This window comes from Alteromonas sp. 5E99-2, from assembly GCF_017368475.1.
Taxonomy (GTDB): Bacteria; Pseudomonadota; Gammaproteobacteria; order Enterobacterales; family Alteromonadaceae; genus Alteromonas_F.
The window spans coordinates 40,028-60,684 of record NZ_JAFNJE010000005.1 but is presented as its reverse complement, the minus strand read 5'-3'; the positions used below and the strand labels follow the sequence as shown (position 1 = coordinate 60,684).

Genomic DNA, 20,657 nt, shown 5'->3' with positions numbered 1-20,657 from the left:
GAGTTAAATGACTACTGTCTTTTAGGCTTACTTTTCGCTTGACGATTCACTTTGTGTTTTTTCACTGAACGTCGCATACGGCTCAGTTGAACATGATCTAGTTTACCTTTACGCGTATCTGCCATAGATTCAGTTTCGTTATCTAGCCCAACCGACGCTCTTAGTTTATTCAGTGGCTCTAACTCTAGTTCTAACCAACCGCCCTGAGGAAGTCGTTTTTCTAGCGATAATGGCCCATAACGCAAACGAATAAGTCGACTGACTTGCACGCCTTGGCTTTCCCATAAACGTCTTACTTCGCGGTTCCTACCTTCTGATAAGGTAACATCGAACCATTGATTTAAGCTTTCTTCTTCTGATTTGCGGGCTCTTAAACTGGTAAATTTAGCTTCGCCATCTTCCAGTTTTACTCCTTTCAATACGGCTTTTTGCATATCTCGGGTGACTTCGCCAAACACTCGAACCGCGTATTCACGCTCTATTTCATGCTTTGGATGCATTAAACGATTTGCTAATTCACCGTCATTGGTAAACAGCAGTAAACCACTGGTGTTTAAATCGAGGCGGCCTACCGCAATCCAACGCCCACCAGTTAAACGAGGAAGACGGTCAAATACAGTTGGTCTGCCCTCTTCGTCTTTACGAGAACACAACTCACCTTCAGGCTTGTTGTACATCAATACTCGACATACGGTTTGGGTTTGCTGACGGTTGACGATATGACCATCTACACGAACCTGATCGCTTTCGTTAATCCGGTCGCCTAGGGTAGCAACTTTTCCATTTACAGAAATACGGCCATCACTGATCCAACGTTCCATTTCACGTCTAGAGCCATACCCCATATTTGCGAGTACTTTTTGTAATTTATCGGTATTTATTGGTGTACGAGACTTCATTTATCATTACCTGTCTGATCAAATAGTCCGCTGCTGGGTAACTCAGACAGAGAAGTCAGCGAAAAATAATCTAAAAATTCATTGGTCGTAGCGTAAAGTGCTGGTTTACCCGCAATCTCTTTGTATCCCGCTACCTGTATCCACGCTCTTTCTATTAGCGTTTTTATAATGCTACTGCTAACCGCAACCCCTCGAATATCTTCAATTTCACCTCGGGTGATGGGCTGTTTGTAAGCAATAAGTGCAAGTGTTTCCAGTAATGCCTTTGAATAACGGGGCGGCGGTTCTTGCCACATTCGTCCTAACAAAGGCCCTAAACTCTCATTTGATTGAAAGCGCCAACCTGAGGCCACTTTAATTAGGTTAATGCCTCTGCCTTCATAATCTTTCGTTAACGCCTCTATCACTGTCAGTATCTCGTCTTTCGATACTGAAAAGTCGCTCAACACTGTGGTTTTCAATTTACCAACAGTCATGATTGATTCGCTGACAAATAACGCAGCTTCTACAATGGGTTTAAGCTCTGTTGGTTCTATTTTACTTGTTTTATTCTTCATGAGACAGAGCTATATGCATTTGAGTTTTTGGTCCACCTTGTACCAACACGATAAGATGCTCTTTCAATAGCTCTAAGGTCGCCAGAAATGAAACCACGCACCCTGCTTTTCCTTCTTCCACTAAAAAAAGCGAAGAAAAACGCAGAAACTCTCCTTTAGGTAACTGTTTCAGTTTAGCTAAAATGGCACTCATGCGCTCTCTTGTACTTAATTTTTCTGCCGTAATTTGATGGTGCTCATAGGCTCCAGCTCGTTTCATTGCCGAGCTAAACGCGACAATAAGCTCTTTTAAAGCCACATCAGGCTGTTGATTTTCGGCTACAGGCATCTTAGCGACCTTTACGTTGGTACCAAAAATATCTCGTTCTAACCTAGGTTGATTATCAAGTTCTGATGCTGCAGCTTGTACTTTTTCATACTCTTGTAATCGACGAATAAGCTCAGCTCTTGGGTCTTCTTCTTCGTTAATATCATTGTCTCTTTTGGGCAAAAGTAAGCGAGATTTAATCTCTGCTAGGATCGCAGCCATCAAAAGGTATTCACCTGCAAGCTCAAGTTTCAGCGTTTTCATTACTTCAACATAATCCATATATTGTCGTGTAATGTCAGCCACTGGCATTGTCATAATATCCATTTTTTCTTTGCGGATAAGATACAAAAGTAAATCCAACGGCCCTTCAAAAGACTCTAAGATAACCTCAAGTGCATCAGGAGGAATATATAAATCGTGAGGTTGCTCAACGATAGCTTCACCATTAACAAATGCCAAAGGTAGAGGCTGCTGAACAGGTAAATGCTCCATAGGCTTACTACCAGTTCGACTTATTCAAATGGCGCTGGGTCGCCACTTCCATAACGAATAATGTTTGTGTCACCGTCACTCATATCAATGACAGTGGTTGGCTGTTCGCCCAAGTAGCCACCATGAATAATAGCCCCTATTTGATTGCCGATTTTTTCACTGATTGCATCTGGGTCCGTTTCAGCGCCATCTTCTCCTGGTAAAATTAAGGTCGTAGAAAGTAAAGGCGCATCGAGCTCATCTAAGAGTTGCAAGGCAATCATGTTATCTGGAACTCGAATACCTATGGTTTTTCGTTTCGCATTTTGTACGCGACGGGGGACTTCTTTAGTTGCTTTTAATATAAAGGTATAAGGCCCTGGTGTATTATTTTTTATTTGCCTAAACGCCGTATTATCGACTTTTGAATACACTGACAATTCACTCATGTCTCTGCACATTAGGGTAAAATTGTGATACTGATCTAACGACCTAATGCGAATGATTTTTTCAAGTGCGGTTTTATCTGACATCTGACAGCCGATGGCATACCCAGAATCCGTTGGATAAACAATAATTTCACCTTCGCGAATAAGCTCACAGGCTTGTTTTAACAAACGACGTTGCGGGTTATCTGGGTGGATGTAAAAAAATTGACTCAAAACACACTCTCAATAAAGACGATTACGGCCGCAAGTATGACACAAGACGTTACAAGGTAGAAGTCAACGGCCAGTTTTGCCATATGGGCGAAACATTGGGTAATACTCGTGTAAATCGACCTAATTCGGTCCACCGTCCTGGAGCATGAAAATCAGACCCCACAGAGCCTTTCAAACCGGCTTCAGCAACAATTTCATGAATAAGTAACTGCTTTTGCCCTGTAACACCTGGACCTGCAACTTCCACAGCATCTCCTTGTACATCAGCAAAATGAGAAACTAAACGGCGTATCCATTTGGTACTTAAATCGTACTTTAGCGGATGAGCTAATACGGCTTCACCACCTGCGCTTTGAATAGCATTGACCGCCATTTCAATGCTTGGCCACTGAGCTTTAACATCGCCGGCTTTGCCTTTCCCTAAAAAGCGCTTAAACGCTTCGGCCATCGAGCCTAAGCCATGAAACTGCACCAAAGCACGGCCGAAGTGAGCCCGTGTAATTTCGCCGTCTTTTGCTGCGGCCTGAGCTTGCTCATACACTCCATGGAAACCGGTTCTCTCTAGCTTTTCACCAATGCGCAAAGCTCGCTCTTCACGTATCCGTTTTTGTTCACTGACGAAATGATTGAATTCAGCATTATTGGTATCAACGTTCAAACCAACAATGTGAATACCAAAGCCTTGCCATAGCGTAGACACCTCGATTCCGGCAATAACAGTAAGCTTCAAATCATGCTCTGCAATCGCTGCTCTAGCTTCGTCAATACCGCCTAAGGTGTCGTGATCCGTTAATGCTAATACGTCTACTTGCATATTAGCCGCTCTCAACATTAACTCTGTTGGCGTTAACTGACCATCTGATGCAGTTGTGTGCGAATGTAAGTCTATTTTCAAATTTACCTTGACACTGAGGCCATTATGTTTTCTCCTATGGGGTATTGTAACAGGTAATGATTTACAACACGCACAGGTTTTTTAATGAAAACAATTTCTAGAAAAGTAGCTAATTGGTGGTGGCTGTCCTAACTCGACGGGCCGGCGTGTGTGTGCGCAAAATATATGAAAGCCCGTTTTTTTAACGGGCTTTTTTTTTATTCTTAACTTTATAAATTATGAGGTATGCCGTGGCTTTGGCAACACTCGGAACACAAACAGGACAAGTTGAAACCATTGTCCATTCGGTGCCCTATAACAATGATCCGCTGAGTATTATGGAGCAAATTTGCGACCCTAATACACCGGCTTTGCTACTAGAATCCGCTGAAATTGACAGTAAAGACAACCTCAAAAGTCTACTGATGACCAGTGCCGCAGTAAAAATAGAATGCTGGGCTGATAAGGTTGAAATTAGCGCACTTACCAATAACGGGAAGTCTGTTTTACCCGTGATCTCTTGTGCACTTGAAGGCCAATGTCAGATTGAATCAAGCCTCGATGAAACGAACTTCAGTTTGCGCATTTGCATTCCCTCTCGACCTGATAGCCTCGATGAAGATGCTCGTTTAAAAGCCCTTAGTGTGTTTGATGTTCTACGGGTTATTTCGTCAACATTAGAGCCCATTCGCGACATAGACAATGCTGTTTTCTTAGGTGGCGTATTTGGTTACGATGTATTTGCCACTTATGAGACTTTGCCCGAAGTTCCAACCAAAGAAAACACCTGTCCTGACTATTTGTTTTATTTGGCTGAAACCCTGATTACTTTTGATCATCAAAAACGTATTGCAGATATTGCCGGTAGTGTGTTCAGTGGCGAAGACGTCGCACAGAATTACTTTGCAGTGTCTCAACACATAGATACGCTGAAAACAAAACTAGCATCACTGCCAGAAAATTATACGAAAGAGCTAAATCAAAGTTCGAATACAGATTTACCTCTAGTAACCGATAAAAGCGATGAACAATACAAAAATGATGTACTAAAATTAAAAGAAAATATTCTCGCGGGCGATATTTTCCAAGTTGTTCCCTCTCGGACCTTTTCGCTACCTTGTGAAGCACCATTAGAGGCTTACCGCTGTTTAAAACAGCAAAACCCCAGCCCTTACATGTTTTACCTACAAACACCCGACTTTTCCCTGTTTGGCGCATCCCCTGAGTCAGCGTTAAAATACACTGCGAGCACAAATGATGTAGAAGTCTACCCAATCGCAGGTACTCGCCCCCGAGGGAAACACGCAGATGGCAGTCCGAATCCTGATTTAGACAGCAGACTTGAATTGTCTTTACGAGAAGATAATAAAGAAAAAGCAGAACATATCATGCTGGTCGATTTGGCCCGTAACGATGTTGCAAAAGTGAGTCGTCCTGGAACTCGTCATGTAAAAGAATTATTGAACGTAGATAGATATTCTCACGTAATGCATTTAGTGTCGAGAGTTGTTGGTAAACTTCGCAGCGATTTAGACGCGTTACATGCCTATCAAGCTTGTATGAATATGGGAACCTTAGTGGGTGCACCCAAAGTCAGTGCAGCCGCACTTATTCGACAAGTAGAACAAAAACGCAGAGGCAGCTACGGCGGTGCTGTAGGCTATTTAAACGGCAACGGTGATATGGACACTTGTATTGTAATACGAGCTGCATTTGTGAGAAACGGTATCGCTCATGTTCAAGCCGGTGCTGGCGTAGTTCACGACTCCATTCCGCAAGCCGAAGCCGATGAGACGAGAGCAAAAGCACAGGCCGTGATCACCGCGGTAAAAACGGCGTCTGGAGCGAAATAGTTATGACTAAATTAGCAGTTGTTTTATTAGATAACGTCGACTCATTCACTTATAATTTAGTGGATGAATTAGAAAGAGTCAGCGACTTTGTTAGTGTGTTTCGAAACACATTAAATGTACAAACCGTACTCGATGCCATTGCAGAAAAACAAAAAAACCATCAGGTTGTGGTTGTCCTATCGCCCGGCCCAGGAGAACCTCAAAATGCAGGTTGCATGCCCGAACTTTTAACCCAAATTGCGGGCTCAATTCCAGTGTTAGGTATCTGCTTGGGTCATCAAGCCATTGTTGAACATTACGGCGGTTCCGTAGGAAGAGCGCCCGTTGTGATGCACGGTAAAGCGTCATTGCTTCCCCACAATGAAAGCGGTGTGTTTTCTGAATTGCCTAACCCGTTACCCATCGCAAGGTATCACTCGTTAGTTGCACAAAAACTCCCTGATTCTTTACAGAAATTAGCGAGTATCGGCGACCAAGTGATGGCAATTTGGCACCCACAAGATAAAATGATGGGCTTTCAATTTCATCCAGAATCCATATTAACCACAGCGGGCAGCCAACTCTTGGCCAACACGCTGAATTATTTAACCCTAGGGGATGCTTAGAACCATGAATCCGAGTATGGACATGCCAACCGCTCTGAATTTAGTGCTTGAAGGTAAAAGCCTGTCTCAAGCAGACGCATTTTCGGTATTTAATGAAGTGCTTCATGGAAAAATTGATTCAATTCCATTAACGGCTTTGTTGGTTGCTTTAAAATTAAAAACAGAATCACCTGATGAAATCGCCGGTGCTGCGCGAGCAATGATTGCAAATGCATTGCCTTTCCCCACCCCAAGCTACCCTTTCGTGGACGTAGTAGGAACAGGCGGCGATGGCCACAACACCATTAACATTTCTAGTGCAGCAGCAATATTGGCAGCAGCCTGTGGCGTAAAAGTTGCCAAACACGGAAACAAAAGTGTATCGAGTAAGTCCGGCTCTGCCGATTTATTTGCGGCCTGTGGCGTAAACTTAACCATGTCTCCTGAAATCGCACGTAAGTGTTTAGATAACACTGGGCTTTGCTTTCTTTTTGCCCCTGTTTACCATTCAGGTATGAAACATGTCATGCCTGTTCGCACCCAACTAAAGACCCGTACTGTATTTAATATATTAGGGCCATTGGTTAATCCAGCGAACCCTTCTCACAGTTTACTGGGCGTATATTCTCCCCACTTACTCGATGTCTATGCGGAAACATTAATGTTAATGGGCCAACATAAAGCCATGATAGTTCACGGTGACGGCTTAGATGAACTTGCTCTGCACGGCGAAAGTACTATTGTAGAGCTCGATCACGGAGACAAGCGTGTACTCACAGTAACATCAAAGGATTTTGGACTACCTTCCTACCCTATAAGCGATATTGAAGGCGGAGAGCCAGAAGTAAACAAAATGCTGATAATGGATGCGTTAAACGGTGAAGGTAAAGAGGCCCATAAAGCTGCTATTGCGATGAACTGCTCTGCGTTGTTGGTGTTATCAGGGCTTGCTAAATCCTTCTCTCAAGGAACGGAATTAGCGATGAACGTAATGAAGCAAGGTAAAGCAATTGATTTACTCGCCCGCACAGCTGAATTGAGTAATGGAGGCAAATGCTAATGGCCAATGTTTTAGAAACCATTGTTGCAGATAAACGTGTTGAAGTCGCCCAAAGAGAATTGGACTTTCCCCTTACTCATTTTATTGACGATTTGACACCATCAACACGCTCTCTTTTTGATTCATTAAATAAGTCAAAGGTTGGATTTATTTTCGAATGTAAAAAAGCATCACCATCAAAAGGATTAATAAGAGAGCATTTTGATTTAGATGAAATTTTGTCTGCCTACTTGCCTTATGCCGCGGGTATTTCAGTATTAACCGATGAAAAATACTTTCAAGGTAAATACGAGTATTTAAACTATGTAACCCAAAGAGCAACGGTACCGGTTCTCAATAAAGATTTCTTTATATCCCCTTACCAAGTCTACCTTGCTCGTTACTACCAAGCTGATGCGATTTTGCTAATGTTGTCAGTACTCAGTGATGATGAATATCGAGACTTGGCAGCGATTGCCGAACAGTTGCAATTAGATGTATTAACAGAAGTCAGCAACGAAGAAGAAATGACCCGTGCTATTGCGCTTGAAGCAAAAATAATGGGAATCAACAATCGCAACCTTCGCGACTTATCTACAGACCTTGCGACAACCGAACGTCTAGTCCCTATGCTTGCAGACGCACAACACGATTTTGTGGTTATATCTGAATCGGGTATTTACACCCATGATGACGTAAAGCGTTTATCACCTATCAGCCACGGCTTTTTAGTCGGCAGTGCCCTAATGGCACAAAAGAATCTACCTAACGCAGTAAAAAGCATAGTGTTTGGTAAAAACAAAGTCTGTGGGATCACCCAAGCGAAAGACGCCATTTCTGCGTTACAAGCGGGCGCGACCTACTTAGGCTTTATTTTTGTCCCTTCGTCTCCCAGAGCTGTAACTCTTGCACAGGCTAAGCAAATAGTTCAAGACGTGCCTGACGAAGCTGTATTTGAACATTATGTTGCCGTGTTTAGAAATAACAGCCTTGATGAAATTACAGCGGTTATTGACGCTTTGCCGATTAAAGCAATTCAACTTCACGGTAGCGAAAACGCCTCGTTTCGCGCTGAATTGAAAGCGAAGTTATCGCCTGAACAGCAATTATGGCAGGCCGTTCCTATGTCGGTATCACCCACCAGCGAACAACTTGAGTTAGCAAACGATACACTGAATGACCCTAACTGTGATCATGTATTGTTCGATTGTAAAGTGGGCGAACAAGAAGGTGGAACGGGACAAGCATTCGATTGGTCACACCTAGCCGATTTACCCGAACAGCAAAAATGGATATTAGCGGGGGGTATAGGTGAGCACAATATTGCGAACGCATGTCAGGTATCTCCCAACATTATTGACATTAATTCATGTGTAGAAAGCGCGCCCGGTATTAAAGATGCTGATGCTGTTTATCGCACATTACAACAAACTCGATGCTTATCAGTAAGCGCCACTCATTCAAAGAATTAAAGAGACAATCATGAATCAGCTTAACAGTCGTTTTGGACAGTACGGTGGAATGTATGTTCCTGAGCTGCTGATCCCTGCGTTAGATCAGCTTGAAAAAGAATTTTTGTTAGCCAGTGAAGATCCTAGCTTTCAAAAAGAATTTCATCAATTACTCACCGAGTATGCAGGACGTCCTACCGCCCTCACACTTACGCGAAATATTGTTAATAACCCAAAAGTAAAACTCTATTTAAAACGAGAAGACTTACTGCATGGTGGCGCACATAAAACTAACCAAGTGTTAGGCCAAGCATTACTGACTAAGCGTATGGGTAAAACGGAAGTTATTGCCGAAACAGGTGCTGGACAACACGGCGTTGCAACGGCTTTGGCTTGTGCTTTATTAGGCTTAAAAGCGCGAATTTATATGGGTGCAAAAGACGTTGAGCGTCAATCACCTAACGTATTTAGAATGCGTTTAATGGGCGCTGAAGTGATTCCCGTTACCGCAGGCTCTGGCACATTAAAAGATGCCGTTAACGAAGCCATGCGAGATTGGTCGGCAAATTACGATAAAGCACATTACTTGCTTGGTACTGCAGCAGGCCCACACCCTTTCCCAACTATGGTTAGAGACTTCCATAGAATGATTGGAGAGGAAACGAAGCGCCAAATAATAGAGCGTGAAGGTCGTCTACCTGATGCTGTGGTTGCGTGCGTAGGTGGAGGTTCAAATGCCATCGGCATGTTCGCAGATTTCATTGACGAAGAAAATGTCCGCTTGATTGGCGTAGAGCCAGCAGGTAAAGGTGTTCACACAAAAGAACACGGCGCAACAATTGTGACAGGAACCCAAGGTATCTTGCACGGAGCGTATACCTACATAATGCAGGACAAAGAAGGCCAGATAGAAGAAAGTTATTCTGTTTCTGCTGGTTTAGATTACCCTGCGGTAGGCCCGCAACATGCTCACCTTGCCGATATAGGTCGCGCTGAATATGTTGCTGCGACCGATGATGAAGCATTAAATGCCTTTCAGCTTCTAGCCAAAAAAGAAGGGATCATTCCTGCTTTAGAGTCGTCACATGCCTTAGCTCATGCACTGAATATGGCCGATGAAGCAGAAGAAGAAACCATCATAGTGGTCAACCTTTCTGGACGTGGAGACAAAGACTTGAATCACGTCATTAGCATTTTAGGAGAAAATTTCGATGCCAAATAACGCTAACCTTTACGATGCTATGTTCCAGAGTCTCGATGAAAAAAATCAAGGCGCATTTGTTCCTTTCGTCATGATCGGCGACCCTTGTATTAAAGAATCTGAACAGATTATTTTGCAATTAATCGAAAGTGGCGCTGATGCACTTGAGTTGGGCATTCCCTATTCCGACCCCATTGCCGATGGCCCCACAATACAAGCGGCCAGCATTCGTGCATTGAGCTCTGGTATTACCCCCTCAGATTGTCTAGCACTGCTTGCAAGAATTAACGAAAAACACCCTAATGTGCCTATTGGTTTGCTACTTTATAGCAACTTAGTGCTTGCTGCGGGTATAGAAAGTTTCTATGAAAAGGCGGCTAAGTGCGGTGTGAATTCAATTCTTATTGCCGACGTTCCGTTAAGAGAATCAGCAAGCTTTAAAGACATTGCTGATAAAACTGGCATAGATCAAATACTGATAGCCCCCCCCAATGCGACGCAAGAGACCTTACAACAAATAGGTGACCTATCGTCAGGGTACACGTACTTGTTAGGTAGAGCCGGTGTTACTGGTGCAGAAACTAAAGCCGATATTCCAGCAAAAACCCTTATAGATAATTTAACCGCGGTCAATGCTGCAAGGCCCTTACTTGGGTTTGGTATATCGACACCAGAGCAGGTTTCAGAAGCCATCGCAGCCGGCGCAGCAGGCGCGATCTCTGGCTCTGCGACGGTAAATATTATTGCTAAACACTTAGGCAACGCAGATAAAATGCTAGCAGAGCTTGGTGATTTCGTTGCAAGCATGAAAGCTGCAACTCAGCGCTAAAAGGAACAAAATCAATGACTATGCCCTACTTTGTAATTTACTCACAAGATATTGAAAATTCTCTTGAAAAAAGAATGAGCGCTCGACCCGCACATATTGATAGATTAAAAGCGTTAAACGAAGAAGGTCGCCTTTTAGTGGCAGGTCCATGCCCTTTAAGCGAAGTTCCTGACGACACACAAGCTGGCTTTTCAGGTTCCGTTGTTATAGCCGCATTCACCTCGTTAAAAGAGGCAAAACAATGGGCCGATGCCGACCCATATATTGAAGCAGGGGTTTACCAGCAAGTAGAAGTGAAACCCTACAAACCCGTGTTAGGCAGCGCCTTAGAAAATAGCTGAATATGAAAATCAGCGGTTAAAGACATTAAAGACGCCAGTAGTGCGTCTTTTTTTGTTTCTGATATTTGCCAATAAAAAGGGGTCATCATCAGCAAGGCTTCTCGAATTTCAGGAGAAGAAAGGTTCATAGGAAAGGTTAAACTTTTAGTTTCTAATAAAGTGAACCCCGAAGGTACAAGTGTATCAACAGTGTGTTTTTCAGGAGTGTCATACACTTTTTGTTTAAGTTCAAACAAGTGTTCTGGGCCGGGAGAGACTTTTATCCATAACCCTTGGTCATCTAAAATACGGTGAATTTCTTGTTCTGAACTTGGTGCAAACACTTGCACAACGGCATCTTGTGTTGCCGAACACAAAGGGACAGAATAAGTACTTGCAACGGCAAACTGACCTTGTTTTAACAACTTAGCTGCCTTTTGCACTGCAGGTTTAGAAATATCCACACCAGACACCTTAGGGGTTATTCCTTGATTAACTAGCCCAGAGAAAATGGCACTTAAGTATTGCCCTTCTCCACAACCTGCATCAAATAGCGATAGTGTATTTTCTTGTGACTCGGGCTTTGACTGGACACCAGCTTGAGTATGTTTTACTAAAGCAGCAACGATTTCATCCATAAGAGGCTGATAATATCCTTCAGACAAAAATCGCCTACGGGCTGTTATCATAGCCTTACTGTCACCGGGTTCCTTACTGTTTCTGTGTTGCGCCAATAATAAATTAACGTAACCTTCCTTAGCTTTATCGAAACTATGCTTGTTTTCGCAAGTCCAGGCTCCATCACAATAATTTAAAGCCAAAGAACAAGATGGGCAACGCCAAAAAAAAGATGAGATAGGCTGCATAAGAACACTTTTTGAAATCCAATCTACACATTATATCAATGGATTTGCATTCAGTAAGCATTCAGATGCAGAATATATACTGAAACTATGGTTATCGAAGAGTTTAATATGCGTTTTCATTTGTGGTTAAAGGTTTTGTGTATTGCAACTGGCTTAATTGCCAGCAGCGCAGTTTTACCCACTGCAGCACAAACCCCATCAAGCTCAGAAAGCAAAAAACAAATCAGCCAGTCACAAGCCGTTAAGGTTGCCAGAAGTCGAGTAGAAGGCCGTGTACTTAGAGTTGATAAGAGTTCAAACAGCTATAAAGTCAAAATGCTGTCTAAATCAGGCCGTGTTGTATTTGTAAATGTGAATCGAACAACCGGCAAAGTACAATAAAAAAGCAATAAAAAGCCGAATAAATCCAACTATTGAACGTCGAACTAAATTAAGAGAGAGCTGATAATTATGCGTTTACTTGTCGTTGAAGATGATAGTCGTCTTCTTACCCAACTCGATGTGATGCTACAGCAACAAGGGTACAGTGTCGATCTTGCCGATGACGGAGAAAAAGCCTTATTTTTAGCCAATGAGTATCCCTATGATGCGGCTATCGTCGATGTTGGCCTTCCCAAAATAGATGGTTTTGAATTAGTCAGGCAATGCCGTAAAAAAGATATTTCAATGCCCATACTTATGCTGACGGCAAGAGATCGCTGGCAAGAGAAAGTCGAAGGCTTAGATGCTGGAGCAGATGACTACCTCACCAAACCTTTCCAAAACGAAGAATTGCTGGCTCGTCTCAAGGCGTTAATCAGACGTGCGTCAGGTCAAGCGAATCCATTACTTAGTCACGGCCCTATTGCACTCAATACACTCAGTGAAGATGTTACAGTAAATGATGTATCCGTTTCACTTACTGCATATGAATATAAGGTTGTTGAGTATTTCTTACTGAATCCTGAAAAAGTGATTTCAAAAACTGAGTTAACGGAACATATCTACGACCAAGATTTCGATTTAGACAGCAACGTAATCGAAGTATTTATCGGTCGTTTACGAAAGAAGCTAGACCCCAATGGTGACGTTAAACCCATTGAAACACTTAGAGGTAGAGGCTACCGACTAGCAAAATGGGCTTAAATTCTGTTTCACTAAGAGCAAGAAGCGCAATTATTGCGCTAGTCGCCCTTATCTTATTTACACCTATCGCGATTTTCGCTATTGATAGAGCCTATGCCGCTACGCTTAAAAGCGCCACATTAGAACAATTAAAACTCACAGCATTAATGCTGATAAGTGAATTTAATTTCGAAGATGACGCGCCCAATATGCCGATATTTGTTTACGATGAAAAATTGAATCTGAGTGAATCTGGCGTATACGGTTATATTCGATGGAAAGACACCCTAGTTTGGCAATCAGCCTCTACCGACGGAATGCCTCTTTATCATTTACCTGAGCCTCCTGACACCGGCCAAGAAAGCTTTATTGAAACAAATGAGCACTTCATTTATTCCTACACCGCTGAATTTGAAACCGACTGGGGCTTCTCCCCTGTGTATTTTTCTGTTCTGTTCGATCAATCTAGCTATATTGCTGCACGAAGGACCTTTTTAAAAACCTTGTGGGGCTGGATGGGCATGTTAAATTTAGGGTTATTGGTATGTCTGATTATGGGAATACGCTTTTTATTGCGACCTCTGTCTCGTTTGCGGCATGAAATTAAGCGCACCACATCGGGATCCCAATCCCACATTAAGAATGAATACCCTAAAGAAATTGCACCGTTAACCAACAGTATTAATCTGCTGATCGACAATGAATATCAACAAAGAGAACGCTATAAAAACAGCTTAAGCGATTTAGCTCACAGTTTAAAAACCCCTTTAACTGTTGCATTAGGCGAAGCTAAAATTCATCAAGCATCAACTGAAACACTAGAACAACCCTTGTTTGAAATTAAAGCCATTATCGATAGGCAACTTAAGCGGGCGTCGACAACTTCCGCTGGTATTCAACAAATGACACAATTAGCGCCTTTAGTTGGAAAATTAGTAGGCGCAATGAAAAAAGTACACGCCGATAAATCTTTGATTATTGAGCACAGTGTTGCCGACGACATTGAAATAATGGCAGAACAAACCGACCTTATGGAATGCCTTGGTAATTTGTTCGATAACGCCTGTAAGGCCGCCAAATCCAATGTTGCATTGAGTATAGAAAAAAAGCTCAATACCTTTGATATTCATGTGGATGATGATGGCCCAGGGATCCCTGAAAACAAACGACACCTTTTACTCACTCGAGGTAATCGCTTAGATAATTACCAAGAAGGCCAAGGGATTGGCTTGGCCTTAGTGGTGGATATTATGTCTAGCTACGCAGGTAACTTGGTGATTGGAACTTCACCTTTAGGTGGCGCTAGAATGACCTTGTGTTTTAATTGTCCTGAACATTCCCGTCGCTAGATAATAATATAGCAAGCCACTGGCTTTCAGGACGAGATTCCAACGCAATTTTTACTACCATAGTCAGTGGTACTGACAACAGCATACCTACACTCCCAAGTAGCCATCCCCAAAAAATTAATGATAAAAACACCACTAAGGTAGACAGCCCTAACCCTTTGCCCATAAACCTAGGTTCAACCACATTGCCCATGACCATGTTCACCACAACAAACCCTAAAGCAGTTAAGCCTGCAACGCCCCAGCCTTGTTCAATAAACGCCATCATTACAGCAGGCACTGCCGCGACAATAGAGCCAATGTTGGGAATGTAGTTCAGTAAAAATGCCAATACCGCCCAAAGTAAAAAGTGATCCACACCTAGAATACTTAAATAAATACCAATAACAAGCCCAGTAAATAGACTTACAACTGTTTTAATCGCAAGATAGCTGTTCACAGATTGAATGAACCTGTCTACGTGTTGATATTCCATTTCTGGATCTGACATTGCAATGTGAATACGACGAGGCAGTGATTCAGCTTCAAACAACATAAACACAACGGTAAGCAAAATAAGAATAAGGTTTGATAACACCCCTCCCATTCCACTTAAAAAATTGGTGGCGATAGACATTGCCAAACCAGGATCTAAATGACTTTGAACCAATTCTCGATTGAGTTCGATATTAAAACGAGCCAGTTGATTTACGATCCAATCAAACTGTACTGACATTTGTTCTTTGTAAGTGGGTAAATTCTCTCTAAATTCCGCCATAGATTGCGCAACTAATCCAGCAATCATGAATCCGACTACCAAAATTAAGAGTATAACTAGTACTATGGATGCCCATCGAGGAACGCCTTTGGTGCTAGACCATTTAATAATTGGTCCGCAGGCAATGGCAATAAAAATCGATAAGAAAAACGGAACAACAATGGTTGTCGCCGCTTTAATGCCCGCCATAATGATAATTAAACTGGCAAAAACGATTAACATTTTTGCCACGGGTGATTGAACTTGCATGTATAGTTTTTTCCGGAAAACTGTATTCTATAGATAGAGTAACAAAAACAGACAATAAGCCAACAGGAATTCGAATGACGTTGAACGACGCCACAATAAAAATAAAAAACCTTCGCTTGCGCACTTACATTGGTATTAAAGACGACGAGATAAAAAATAAACAGGATGTGGTAGTGAATGTTGTCATTCACTACGATGGCGCACGGGCCACTGACAGCGATCAAATAGACGACGCGTTAAACTATAAACTCATTACTAAATCTATTATTAAGTTAGTAGAAGACAACCGGTTTTACCTTTTAGAAAAACTTACTGCTGAAGTGTTAGCCATTGCATCAGAGCATCCGTGGGTGAAATTTGCCCAAGTGGAAATAGACAAACCTCACGCATTGCGCTTTTCAGATTCAGTGTCCTTAACCTTGTCTTGCAATAAAGAAGCGATTTAATTATGCGATATCTGATCACCGGAGGTACTGGGCTTATCGGAAGCCATTTTTGCCAATCACTTAACGCCGATGATCAGGTTACAGTTCTTAGCCGAACTAAAAAGCCAACATCTTCGTCTTTAAAAAGAACTGAGTGTTCAATTCGATTTATATCGTCTCTTGAGGCGTTGTCCAACTTGAATGATATCGACTGCGTGATTAACTTAGCCGGTGAACCCATAGCAGACAAACGCTGGACTAAACAACATAAGACTACCCTTGAACAAAGTCGTTGGGAGACGACTCAAGCATTAAACGCCTTGTTTAAGACAAGCTCTACTCCACCTCACACCTTTATATCTGGCTCTGCTATAGGATTTTACGGTCGTCAAGGCACAAGGCCTATGGTTGAAAGTTCAACGGAGATTCACGACGAATTTACTCACCGTTTGTGTTCGAAATGGGAATCCATTGCGCTAGATGTACAAAGCCCTGCAACCCGTGTTTGCGTGCTAAGAACGGGTATTGTTTTGGCCAAAGAACAAGGTGCGTTAGCAAAAATGACCTTACCTTTTCAGCTTGGTCTTGGTGGGAAAATCGGCTCTGGGGTGCAAGGTATGTCTTGGATACATATAAACGACATGATTGCAGGTATACATCACCTCATTCAAAATAAACACCTAAACGGCGCCTTTAACTTCACCGCACCGTTTCCTGTATCAAATAAAGACTTTGTAAATGAGCTAGGTCATGCACTTAGCCGCCCTACTTTAATTCCAATGCCCGCCTTTGCACTACGTACATTAATGGGAGAAAGTGCAGATATACTGCTAACGGGGCAGTTTGTCTACCCAGAAAAATTACTCTCGTCGGCATTTAAATTCAGTTACCCAAAACTAAACCAAGCTTTGGGTAACTTATTTGATTAAGACTCTGGATACAGTAGTAACATCAAATCATTTTCCTAAGCAGTGTAGTGGTATTTAACGACAACAACCTCCAGCAACTTATTGCGCCTAATACGCCAACCACCGCTGCTCCCGATACAGAGGCAATTAGCCAGTAATTCAAATGTAAACTCGCTTGCATTTGAAAGACTTTTGTTTGTAATAGCAAGAGTGTTAATTCGTTGCCAATGGCAGCCATAAGTCCAGCGACTACCCCAATAATCACGAACTCAAAAATAACACTTTGTCGAATAAGAGAGCCTTTCGCGCCCAAAGTACGCAAAATTGCCAACTCTTGTTGTCGTTCATCCATACTCGCTTGTACCTGTGCAACTAACACTAGGCTACCCGCAATTAGCACTAATACTAAAATAAACTCTACAGCCAATGAAACTTGATCTACTACCGCTCTTAATTGATTAATTCTCGATTCTACATCAAACAAATTCACCGTAGGGAAAGGACTCAATAACGTGGTTAAATCTTCTCGACGTTCTGCGGCCAAATAGAAACTCGTCAAATAAACGGGAGTAAATTCTTTAAGTGCTTGGGGGTGCAAAATAAAAAAGAAATTGGGCTGCATTGACTGCCAATTTACTTCTCTAAAGCTTGTTATACGACTGTGAACAATCTCACTACCTATATTAAATGTGAGTTCATCCCCTAGCTCCAAAGATAACCGTTGGGCTAAGTCTTTTTCCACCGATACAGGATATAACGTAAGCTCATCAGTATTCGGGTTTACCCAATCTTTATGCCATTCTCCATCAACAATTTTATTTTCATTGTGCAGTTCAAGATCCCAGGTTAAATTGGCTTCTCTACCAAGCCCATCTCGTCCTTCTGATTCACTGTCGTCTTCATCGTTATCGTTTACTTTGGTGTTTATCTGCTCACCATTTATAGACACAAAACGCCCGCGAACAACGGGGTACAAATACCCCATGTCTACATGGTTATCCGTAAAATGCTGGGTAAGTGTTTGTTTTTCATCTTCCGTGATATTCATCATGAAGTAATTAGGAGTACCCGCAGGCAGCTGATCTTGCCATTGCGATATCATGTCGTTACGCATGACAAGTACCACCAATAGCAACATAATGGTGACAGAAAAACTGATCAACTGAACACTATTGTCCATAGAGCGGCGCTTGATTCTAGCCCACGCCAATTGCCAAGGTCCCATGCTACCTTGACCTAATTTTCGTCCCACAAAAATTAAAATATACGTAACGCCAATTAAACTAGCCACTAACGCAATGCCAGACGCAAACATAATAGCGCTGATCAGAAGTTCTCCACTATAAGCCCACATTAACGCAAAAATAGCGCCCCCAGCAGCAGCGAACTGAAGCCATTTAGCGGATAAGTTCGAATCTATATCTCTTCTTAACACCCGTAATGGCGGTATAGAAAAAAGTTGCAGTAAAGGATAAATAGAAAACATAAAGGCGCACAACGCACCAGTAAACGTCGCAATAGCGACTGGCCGCCAATGCCATACAGATAAGGACACATCTACCGAATTTGCCAAAGCCAACACCACTATATGCTGAGTAACAAACCCCACTACAAGGCCTACTGCAATGCCCAACAACATAATAAATGTAACTTGAAGCACATACACTTTACGTATAACCGATGTCGACGCGCCAAGGGTTTTCATAATAGCTACAGGGTCGTAATGTCGTCGACTATATCGCTGTGCAGCAACCGCAATAGAAACCGCCGCAAGCACAATGGCCAGTAAGCTTGCTAATAAAAAATACTGCTCAGCCGTCGCGACGGATTCACCAATAGGAGAGTCGTCGTCTTCCAACGAGCGCCAACTGTGTATTTCATCGTCAAGTTGGGGTTTTAACCAATCGAAATAGCTACTGATTAAGTTGCTTTCACCAGCAAAATAAGTTTTATAGTTAACACGGCTTCCCTCTCCCGTAATTTTTGTCGCTTCTAAATCAGATAGCGGCATTAACGCGATAGGATCAGAACCAAAGAAAGCAAAGCCCGCGTCGGGAATTTCACCTAGTACTTTTTCAACAACAAAGGCTTTGTCGCCAATGAATACCGTATCTCCAAGACTGACATCCAGCAATTGAAACAACCTAGAATCTAACCACACATTGCCGTCGCTTGGGGTATCTTGGGTCACCGAGATTTTACCAAAAGGCTTATCCATCACTTTAATATCGCCTTTGAGTGGATAAGTTTCACTTACCGCCCGTAAATCCACAAGTGACATGGCTTGTTCGCCAAATAGCATCGAGCGAGTACTTGCTTGGCGAGCAGTAGATAAGCCCTCTGTAATACCAGCTTGTTCCCAGTCGTCATTAAAACCTTCTCGGGAGCGCAATTGACTATCTGCCGCCATAAATGCAGCAGATCTGTCCACTAACGCGGCTTGTAACCGTTCACTGAATAAGCTTAGTGATAACACAGCCGACACCGACAGTATTATTGCAAATAAGATAATAGTTAACTCGCCTCTGCGAGCTTCGTGCCGAAATAAGCGCCACGCAAGATCTAATACCATTAAGCCACTTCCTCAGCGTTAGCGGTAATTTCTTGTAACACCCCAGCATTCATTCTTAGCTGGCGATCACACTTTAAGGCCAATTCGTCGTCGTGAGTTACTAATACCAAGGTTGTTCCTTTATCACGATTAAGTGTGAATAGTAAGTCTTCAACTTTAGTGCTGTTAGCTGCATCTAGATTCCCTGTAGGCTCATCAGCAAACAAAATACTGGGTTCACCAATAAAGGCTCGGGCTATAGCCACACGCTGTTGCTCACCACCAGATAGCTGATTCGGAAAATGATACGCTCGATGCGATAAACCAACTTGTTCCAAAATTATTTTTGCTTTTCTTGCGGGATCATCTAAACCTGCAATTTGCGCTGGTAGCATTACATTTTCTAACGCGGTTAAACTTTGAACTAGCATGAAACTTTGAAAAATGAACCCGACTTTTTCACCCCGTAAACGAGCGCGTTGTTCTTCGTTCATGGTATGCAAAGGCGACTCTTCGATGTGAATTTCGCCACTGGATGTTTCATCAAGGCCAGCAAGTAAACCTAGCAAAGTCGACTTTCCAGAACCCGACGCGCCGACAATCGCGATTGACTCTCCATGTTGAACATTAAAAGAAATAGGTTGAAGAATTTGAAGTTTACCTTCCCCCGTAGACACAGTTTTAGTAACCTTGCTAACCGCAATACTGTATTTGGAGTGTTCATTGTCATGTTGAGTCATGTAAAAGTTCTTTTTGTTGTTTTGGCCATTATAACGAATTTTATGTCTTCGGCTTCAGCTGAAAATAAAACCACTAAGCTATTAATTGTAGGTGATAGTTTGAGTGCTGCATATGGATTATTGTCATCCGAAGGATGGGTTACTTTGCTGGAAAATAAATACAAACAGAGCGGTTTTGAGATTGATGTGGTGAATGCTGCGATAAGTGGCGATACCACTCAAGGTAGCTTGTCTCGACTACCTCGTTTACTTGAGAAACATCAACCAACCCATGTTTTTTTGGAGCTTGGTGGAAATGACGGTTTACGAGGGCAAAACATTCAGGATATGCGTAAAAACTTAGCTAAAATGATCACATTAATCCAACAAGCGGGAGCTCAGGTTTTTCTACAGGATATGGAAATACCTTCAAACTATGGCAGCCGGTATACTCAGCTGTTTGGTGACAGCTATGATATATTGGCAAAAGACAACGACCTTATTCTGTTTCCTTTTTTTCTTGCTGATATCGCACTAGATAAATCATTGATGCAAAACGACGGTATACACCCCAATAAAGCAGCACAACCGATAATTGCAGATTTAATGTATAAGCGACTGTCAGCTTACCTTCCGGCAGAGCCTCAAAATTAATTGAATACAAGCATTGTCTTAAATC

The 20,657-nt window shown here is 42.4% G+C and carries 22 protein-coding genes; 13 read left to right on the top strand and 9 right to left on the bottom strand.

Annotation, left to right across the window (positions count from 1 at the left end; genetic code table 11):
- Window positions 1-11: 11 nt before the first annotated feature.
- Genes rluB through J3L16_RS07065 form a run of 5 tightly spaced genes read right to left on the bottom strand, consistent with a single transcriptional unit; the run spans window position 12 to window position 3,794 of the window.
- Entirely contained in the window at window positions 12-899 is an 888-nt protein-coding gene (gene rluB / locus J3L16_RS07085) for a 23S rRNA pseudouridine(2605) synthase RluB (RefSeq protein WP_207612197.1), read from the bottom strand.
- A complete protein-coding gene (scpB, locus tag J3L16_RS07080) occupies window positions 896-1,456 on the bottom strand; it encodes an SMC-Scp complex subunit ScpB (protein WP_207612196.1) in 561 nt (186 codons plus the stop codon). The genes rluB and scpB overlap by 4 nt, the downstream gene beginning before the upstream one ends.
- On the bottom strand, window positions 1,446-2,258 hold the full coding sequence (locus J3L16_RS07075) for a segregation/condensation protein A (protein WP_207612195.1): 813 nt from the start codon (window positions 2,256-2,258) through the stop codon (window positions 1,446-1,448). Before J3L16_RS07075 ends, scpB begins: the two co-directional genes overlap by 11 nt.
- 20 nt (window positions 2,259-2,278) lie before the next feature.
- The gene (locus J3L16_RS07070) at window positions 2,279-2,899 is read right to left on the bottom strand and encodes an L-threonylcarbamoyladenylate synthase (protein ID WP_207612194.1); all 621 of its coding nucleotides are present in this window, start codon (window positions 2,897-2,899) and stop codon (window positions 2,279-2,281) included.
- A 49-nt stretch (window positions 2,900-2,948) separates the two neighbouring features.
- Complete coding sequence (locus J3L16_RS07065; protein WP_207612193.1) at window positions 2,949-3,794, bottom strand: PHP domain-containing protein; 846 nt, start codon at window positions 3,792-3,794, stop codon at window positions 2,949-2,951.
- Window positions 3,795-4,024: 230 nt separating this feature from the next.
- Between J3L16_RS07065 and J3L16_RS07060 the strand changes: the two genes are divergently transcribed.
- The 7 genes from J3L16_RS07060 to J3L16_RS07030 are packed head-to-tail and all read left to right on the top strand — an operon-like array spanning window position 4,025 to window position 11,071.
- The gene (locus J3L16_RS07060; RefSeq protein WP_207612336.1) at window positions 4,025-5,626 is read left to right on the top strand and encodes an anthranilate synthase component 1; all 1,602 of its coding nucleotides are present in this window, start codon (window positions 4,025-4,027) and stop codon (window positions 5,624-5,626) included.
- Window positions 5,627-5,628: 2 nt separating this feature from the next.
- Complete coding sequence (locus J3L16_RS07055; protein WP_207612192.1) at window positions 5,629-6,231, top strand: aminodeoxychorismate/anthranilate synthase component II; 603 nt, start codon at window positions 5,629-5,631, stop codon at window positions 6,229-6,231.
- Between the two features lie 4 nt (window positions 6,232-6,235).
- On the top strand, window positions 6,236-7,270 hold the full coding sequence (trpD, locus tag J3L16_RS07050; protein ID WP_242698722.1) for an anthranilate phosphoribosyltransferase: 1,035 nt from the start codon (window positions 6,236-6,238) through the stop codon (window positions 7,268-7,270).
- Complete coding sequence (gene trpCF, locus J3L16_RS07045; protein ID WP_207612191.1) at window positions 7,270-8,721, top strand: bifunctional indole-3-glycerol-phosphate synthase TrpC/phosphoribosylanthranilate isomerase TrpF; 1,452 nt, start codon at window positions 7,270-7,272, stop codon at window positions 8,719-8,721. The genes trpD and trpCF overlap by 1 nt, the downstream gene beginning before the upstream one ends.
- 10 nt (window positions 8,722-8,731) lie before the next feature.
- Window positions 8,732-9,922 (top strand): tryptophan synthase subunit beta, encoded by a 1,191-nt coding sequence (trpB, locus tag J3L16_RS07040; RefSeq protein WP_207612190.1) that lies wholly within the window; start codon window positions 8,732-8,734, stop codon window positions 9,920-9,922.
- Window positions 9,912-10,730 carry a tryptophan synthase subunit alpha gene (gene trpA / locus J3L16_RS07035; protein ID WP_207612189.1) on the top strand — a complete coding sequence of 273 codons (819 nt, stop codon included), beginning with the start codon at window positions 9,912-9,914 and terminating at the stop codon, window positions 10,728-10,730. The genes trpB and trpA overlap by 11 nt, the downstream gene beginning before the upstream one ends.
- 20 nt (window positions 10,731-10,750) lie before the next feature.
- The gene (locus J3L16_RS07030; RefSeq protein WP_207612334.1) at window positions 10,751-11,071 is read left to right on the top strand and encodes a YciI family protein; all 321 of its coding nucleotides are present in this window, start codon (window positions 10,751-10,753) and stop codon (window positions 11,069-11,071) included.
- On the opposite strand, the gene J3L16_RS07025 is transcribed toward J3L16_RS07030, so the two are convergent.
- Window positions 11,032-11,916 (bottom strand): putative RNA methyltransferase, encoded by an 885-nt coding sequence (locus tag J3L16_RS07025; protein WP_207612188.1) that lies wholly within the window; start codon window positions 11,914-11,916, stop codon window positions 11,032-11,034. The two genes, J3L16_RS07030 and J3L16_RS07025, sit on opposite strands and share 40 nt — an antisense overlap.
- 108 nt (window positions 11,917-12,024) lie before the next feature.
- Here J3L16_RS07025 and J3L16_RS07020 point away from each other — a divergent pair, with 108 nt between their 5' ends.
- The 3 genes from J3L16_RS07020 to J3L16_RS07010 all read left to right on the top strand — a co-directional run bounded on the left by J3L16_RS07020 (window position 12,025) and on the right by J3L16_RS07010 (window position 14,369).
- Window positions 12,025-12,297, top strand: a complete 273-nt coding sequence (locus tag J3L16_RS07020) for a PepSY domain-containing protein (protein ID WP_207612187.1) — start codon at window positions 12,025-12,027, stop codon at window positions 12,295-12,297.
- Between the two features lie 69 nt (window positions 12,298-12,366).
- Window positions 12,367-13,041 (top strand): response regulator transcription factor, encoded by a 675-nt coding sequence (locus J3L16_RS07015; protein WP_207612186.1) that lies wholly within the window; start codon window positions 12,367-12,369, stop codon window positions 13,039-13,041.
- Complete coding sequence (locus J3L16_RS07010; protein WP_207612185.1) at window positions 13,032-14,369, top strand: ATP-binding protein; 1,338 nt, start codon at window positions 13,032-13,034, stop codon at window positions 14,367-14,369. Before J3L16_RS07015 ends, J3L16_RS07010 begins: the two co-directional genes overlap by 10 nt.
- Here J3L16_RS07010 and J3L16_RS07005 read toward each other — a convergent pair.
- Window positions 14,341-15,375 (bottom strand): AI-2E family transporter, encoded by a 1,035-nt coding sequence (locus J3L16_RS07005; protein ID WP_207612184.1) that lies wholly within the window; start codon window positions 15,373-15,375, stop codon window positions 14,341-14,343. The two genes, J3L16_RS07010 and J3L16_RS07005, sit on opposite strands and share 29 nt — an antisense overlap.
- 74 nt (window positions 15,376-15,449) lie before the next feature.
- Here J3L16_RS07005 and folX point away from each other — a divergent pair, with 74 nt between their 5' ends.
- A complete protein-coding gene (gene folX / locus J3L16_RS07000; RefSeq protein ID WP_207612183.1) occupies window positions 15,450-15,821 on the top strand; it encodes a dihydroneopterin triphosphate 2'-epimerase in 372 nt (123 codons plus the stop codon).
- A 2-nt stretch (window positions 15,822-15,823) separates the two neighbouring features.
- The gene (locus J3L16_RS06995; RefSeq protein ID WP_207612182.1) at window positions 15,824-16,729 is read left to right on the top strand and encodes a TIGR01777 family oxidoreductase; all 906 of its coding nucleotides are present in this window, start codon (window positions 15,824-15,826) and stop codon (window positions 16,727-16,729) included.
- A gap of 22 nt (window positions 16,730-16,751) precedes the next feature.
- On the opposite strand, the gene J3L16_RS06990 is transcribed toward J3L16_RS06995, so the two are convergent.
- Both J3L16_RS06990 and J3L16_RS06985 read right to left on the bottom strand, forming a co-directional pair.
- Window positions 16,752-19,280, bottom strand: a complete 2,529-nt coding sequence (locus tag J3L16_RS06990) for an FtsX-like permease family protein (RefSeq protein WP_207612181.1) — start codon at window positions 19,278-19,280, stop codon at window positions 16,752-16,754.
- Window positions 19,280-19,999, bottom strand: coding sequence for an ABC transporter ATP-binding protein (locus J3L16_RS06985; protein WP_207612180.1), 720 nt, complete (start codon window positions 19,997-19,999; stop codon window positions 19,280-19,282). Before J3L16_RS06985 ends, J3L16_RS06990 begins: the two co-directional genes overlap by 1 nt.
- Before the next feature lie 42 nt (window positions 20,000-20,041).
- Between J3L16_RS06985 and J3L16_RS06980 the strand changes: the two genes are divergently transcribed.
- On the top strand, window positions 20,042-20,632 hold the full coding sequence (locus J3L16_RS06980) for an arylesterase (RefSeq protein ID WP_242698721.1): 591 nt from the start codon (window positions 20,042-20,044) through the stop codon (window positions 20,630-20,632).
- The last annotated feature ends 25 nt before the right edge of the window (window positions 20,633-20,657 follow it).

Excerpts from the sequence above, each read along its gene's own strand:
- J3L16_RS07020 (WP_207612187.1), top strand. The coding sequence starts at position 12,025 with ATGCGTTTTCATTTGTGGTTAAAGGTTTTGTGTATTGCAACTGGCTTA.
- J3L16_RS06985 (WP_207612180.1), bottom strand. The coding sequence starts at position 19,999 with ATGACTCAACATGACAATGAACACTCCAAATACAGTATTGCGGTTAGC.
- J3L16_RS07015 (WP_207612186.1), top strand. The coding sequence starts at position 12,367 with ATGCGTTTACTTGTCGTTGAAGATGATAGTCGTCTTCTTACCCAACTC.
- J3L16_RS06990 (WP_207612181.1), bottom strand. The coding sequence starts at position 19,280 with ATGGTATTAGATCTTGCGTGGCGCTTATTTCGGCACGAAGCTCGCAGA.
- J3L16_RS07025 (WP_207612188.1), bottom strand. The coding sequence starts at position 11,916 with ATGCAGCCTATCTCATCTTTTTTTTGGCGTTGCCCATCTTGTTCTTTG.
- rluB (WP_207612197.1), bottom strand. The coding sequence starts at position 899 with ATGAAGTCTCGTACACCAATAAATACCGATAAATTACAAAAAGTACTC.
- J3L16_RS07075 (WP_207612195.1), bottom strand. The coding sequence starts at position 2,258 with ATGGAGCATTTACCTGTTCAGCAGCCTCTACCTTTGGCATTTGTTAAT.
- J3L16_RS06995 (WP_207612182.1), top strand. The coding sequence starts at position 15,824 with ATGCGATATCTGATCACCGGAGGTACTGGGCTTATCGGAAGCCATTTT.
- scpB (WP_207612196.1), bottom strand. The coding sequence starts at position 1,456 with ATGAAGAATAAAACAAGTAAAATAGAACCAACAGAGCTTAAACCCATT.
- J3L16_RS07055 (WP_207612192.1), top strand. The coding sequence starts at position 5,629 with ATGACTAAATTAGCAGTTGTTTTATTAGATAACGTCGACTCATTCACT.
- trpD (WP_242698722.1), top strand. The coding sequence starts at position 6,236 with ATGAATCCGAGTATGGACATGCCAACCGCTCTGAATTTAGTGCTTGAA.
- trpCF (WP_207612191.1), top strand. The coding sequence starts at position 7,270 with ATGGCCAATGTTTTAGAAACCATTGTTGCAGATAAACGTGTTGAAGTC.
- J3L16_RS06980 (WP_242698721.1), top strand. The coding sequence starts at position 20,042 with ATGTCTTCGGCTTCAGCTGAAAATAAAACCACTAAGCTATTAATTGTA.
- trpB (WP_207612190.1), top strand. The coding sequence starts at position 8,732 with ATGAATCAGCTTAACAGTCGTTTTGGACAGTACGGTGGAATGTATGTT.
- J3L16_RS07010 (WP_207612185.1), top strand. The coding sequence starts at position 13,032 with ATGGGCTTAAATTCTGTTTCACTAAGAGCAAGAAGCGCAATTATTGCG.
- trpA (WP_207612189.1), top strand. The coding sequence starts at position 9,912 with ATGCCAAATAACGCTAACCTTTACGATGCTATGTTCCAGAGTCTCGAT.
- J3L16_RS07030 (WP_207612334.1), top strand. The coding sequence starts at position 10,751 with ATGCCCTACTTTGTAATTTACTCACAAGATATTGAAAATTCTCTTGAA.
- folX (WP_207612183.1), top strand. The coding sequence starts at position 15,450 with ATGACGTTGAACGACGCCACAATAAAAATAAAAAACCTTCGCTTGCGC.
- J3L16_RS07005 (WP_207612184.1), bottom strand. The coding sequence starts at position 15,375 with ATGCAAGTTCAATCACCCGTGGCAAAAATGTTAATCGTTTTTGCCAGT.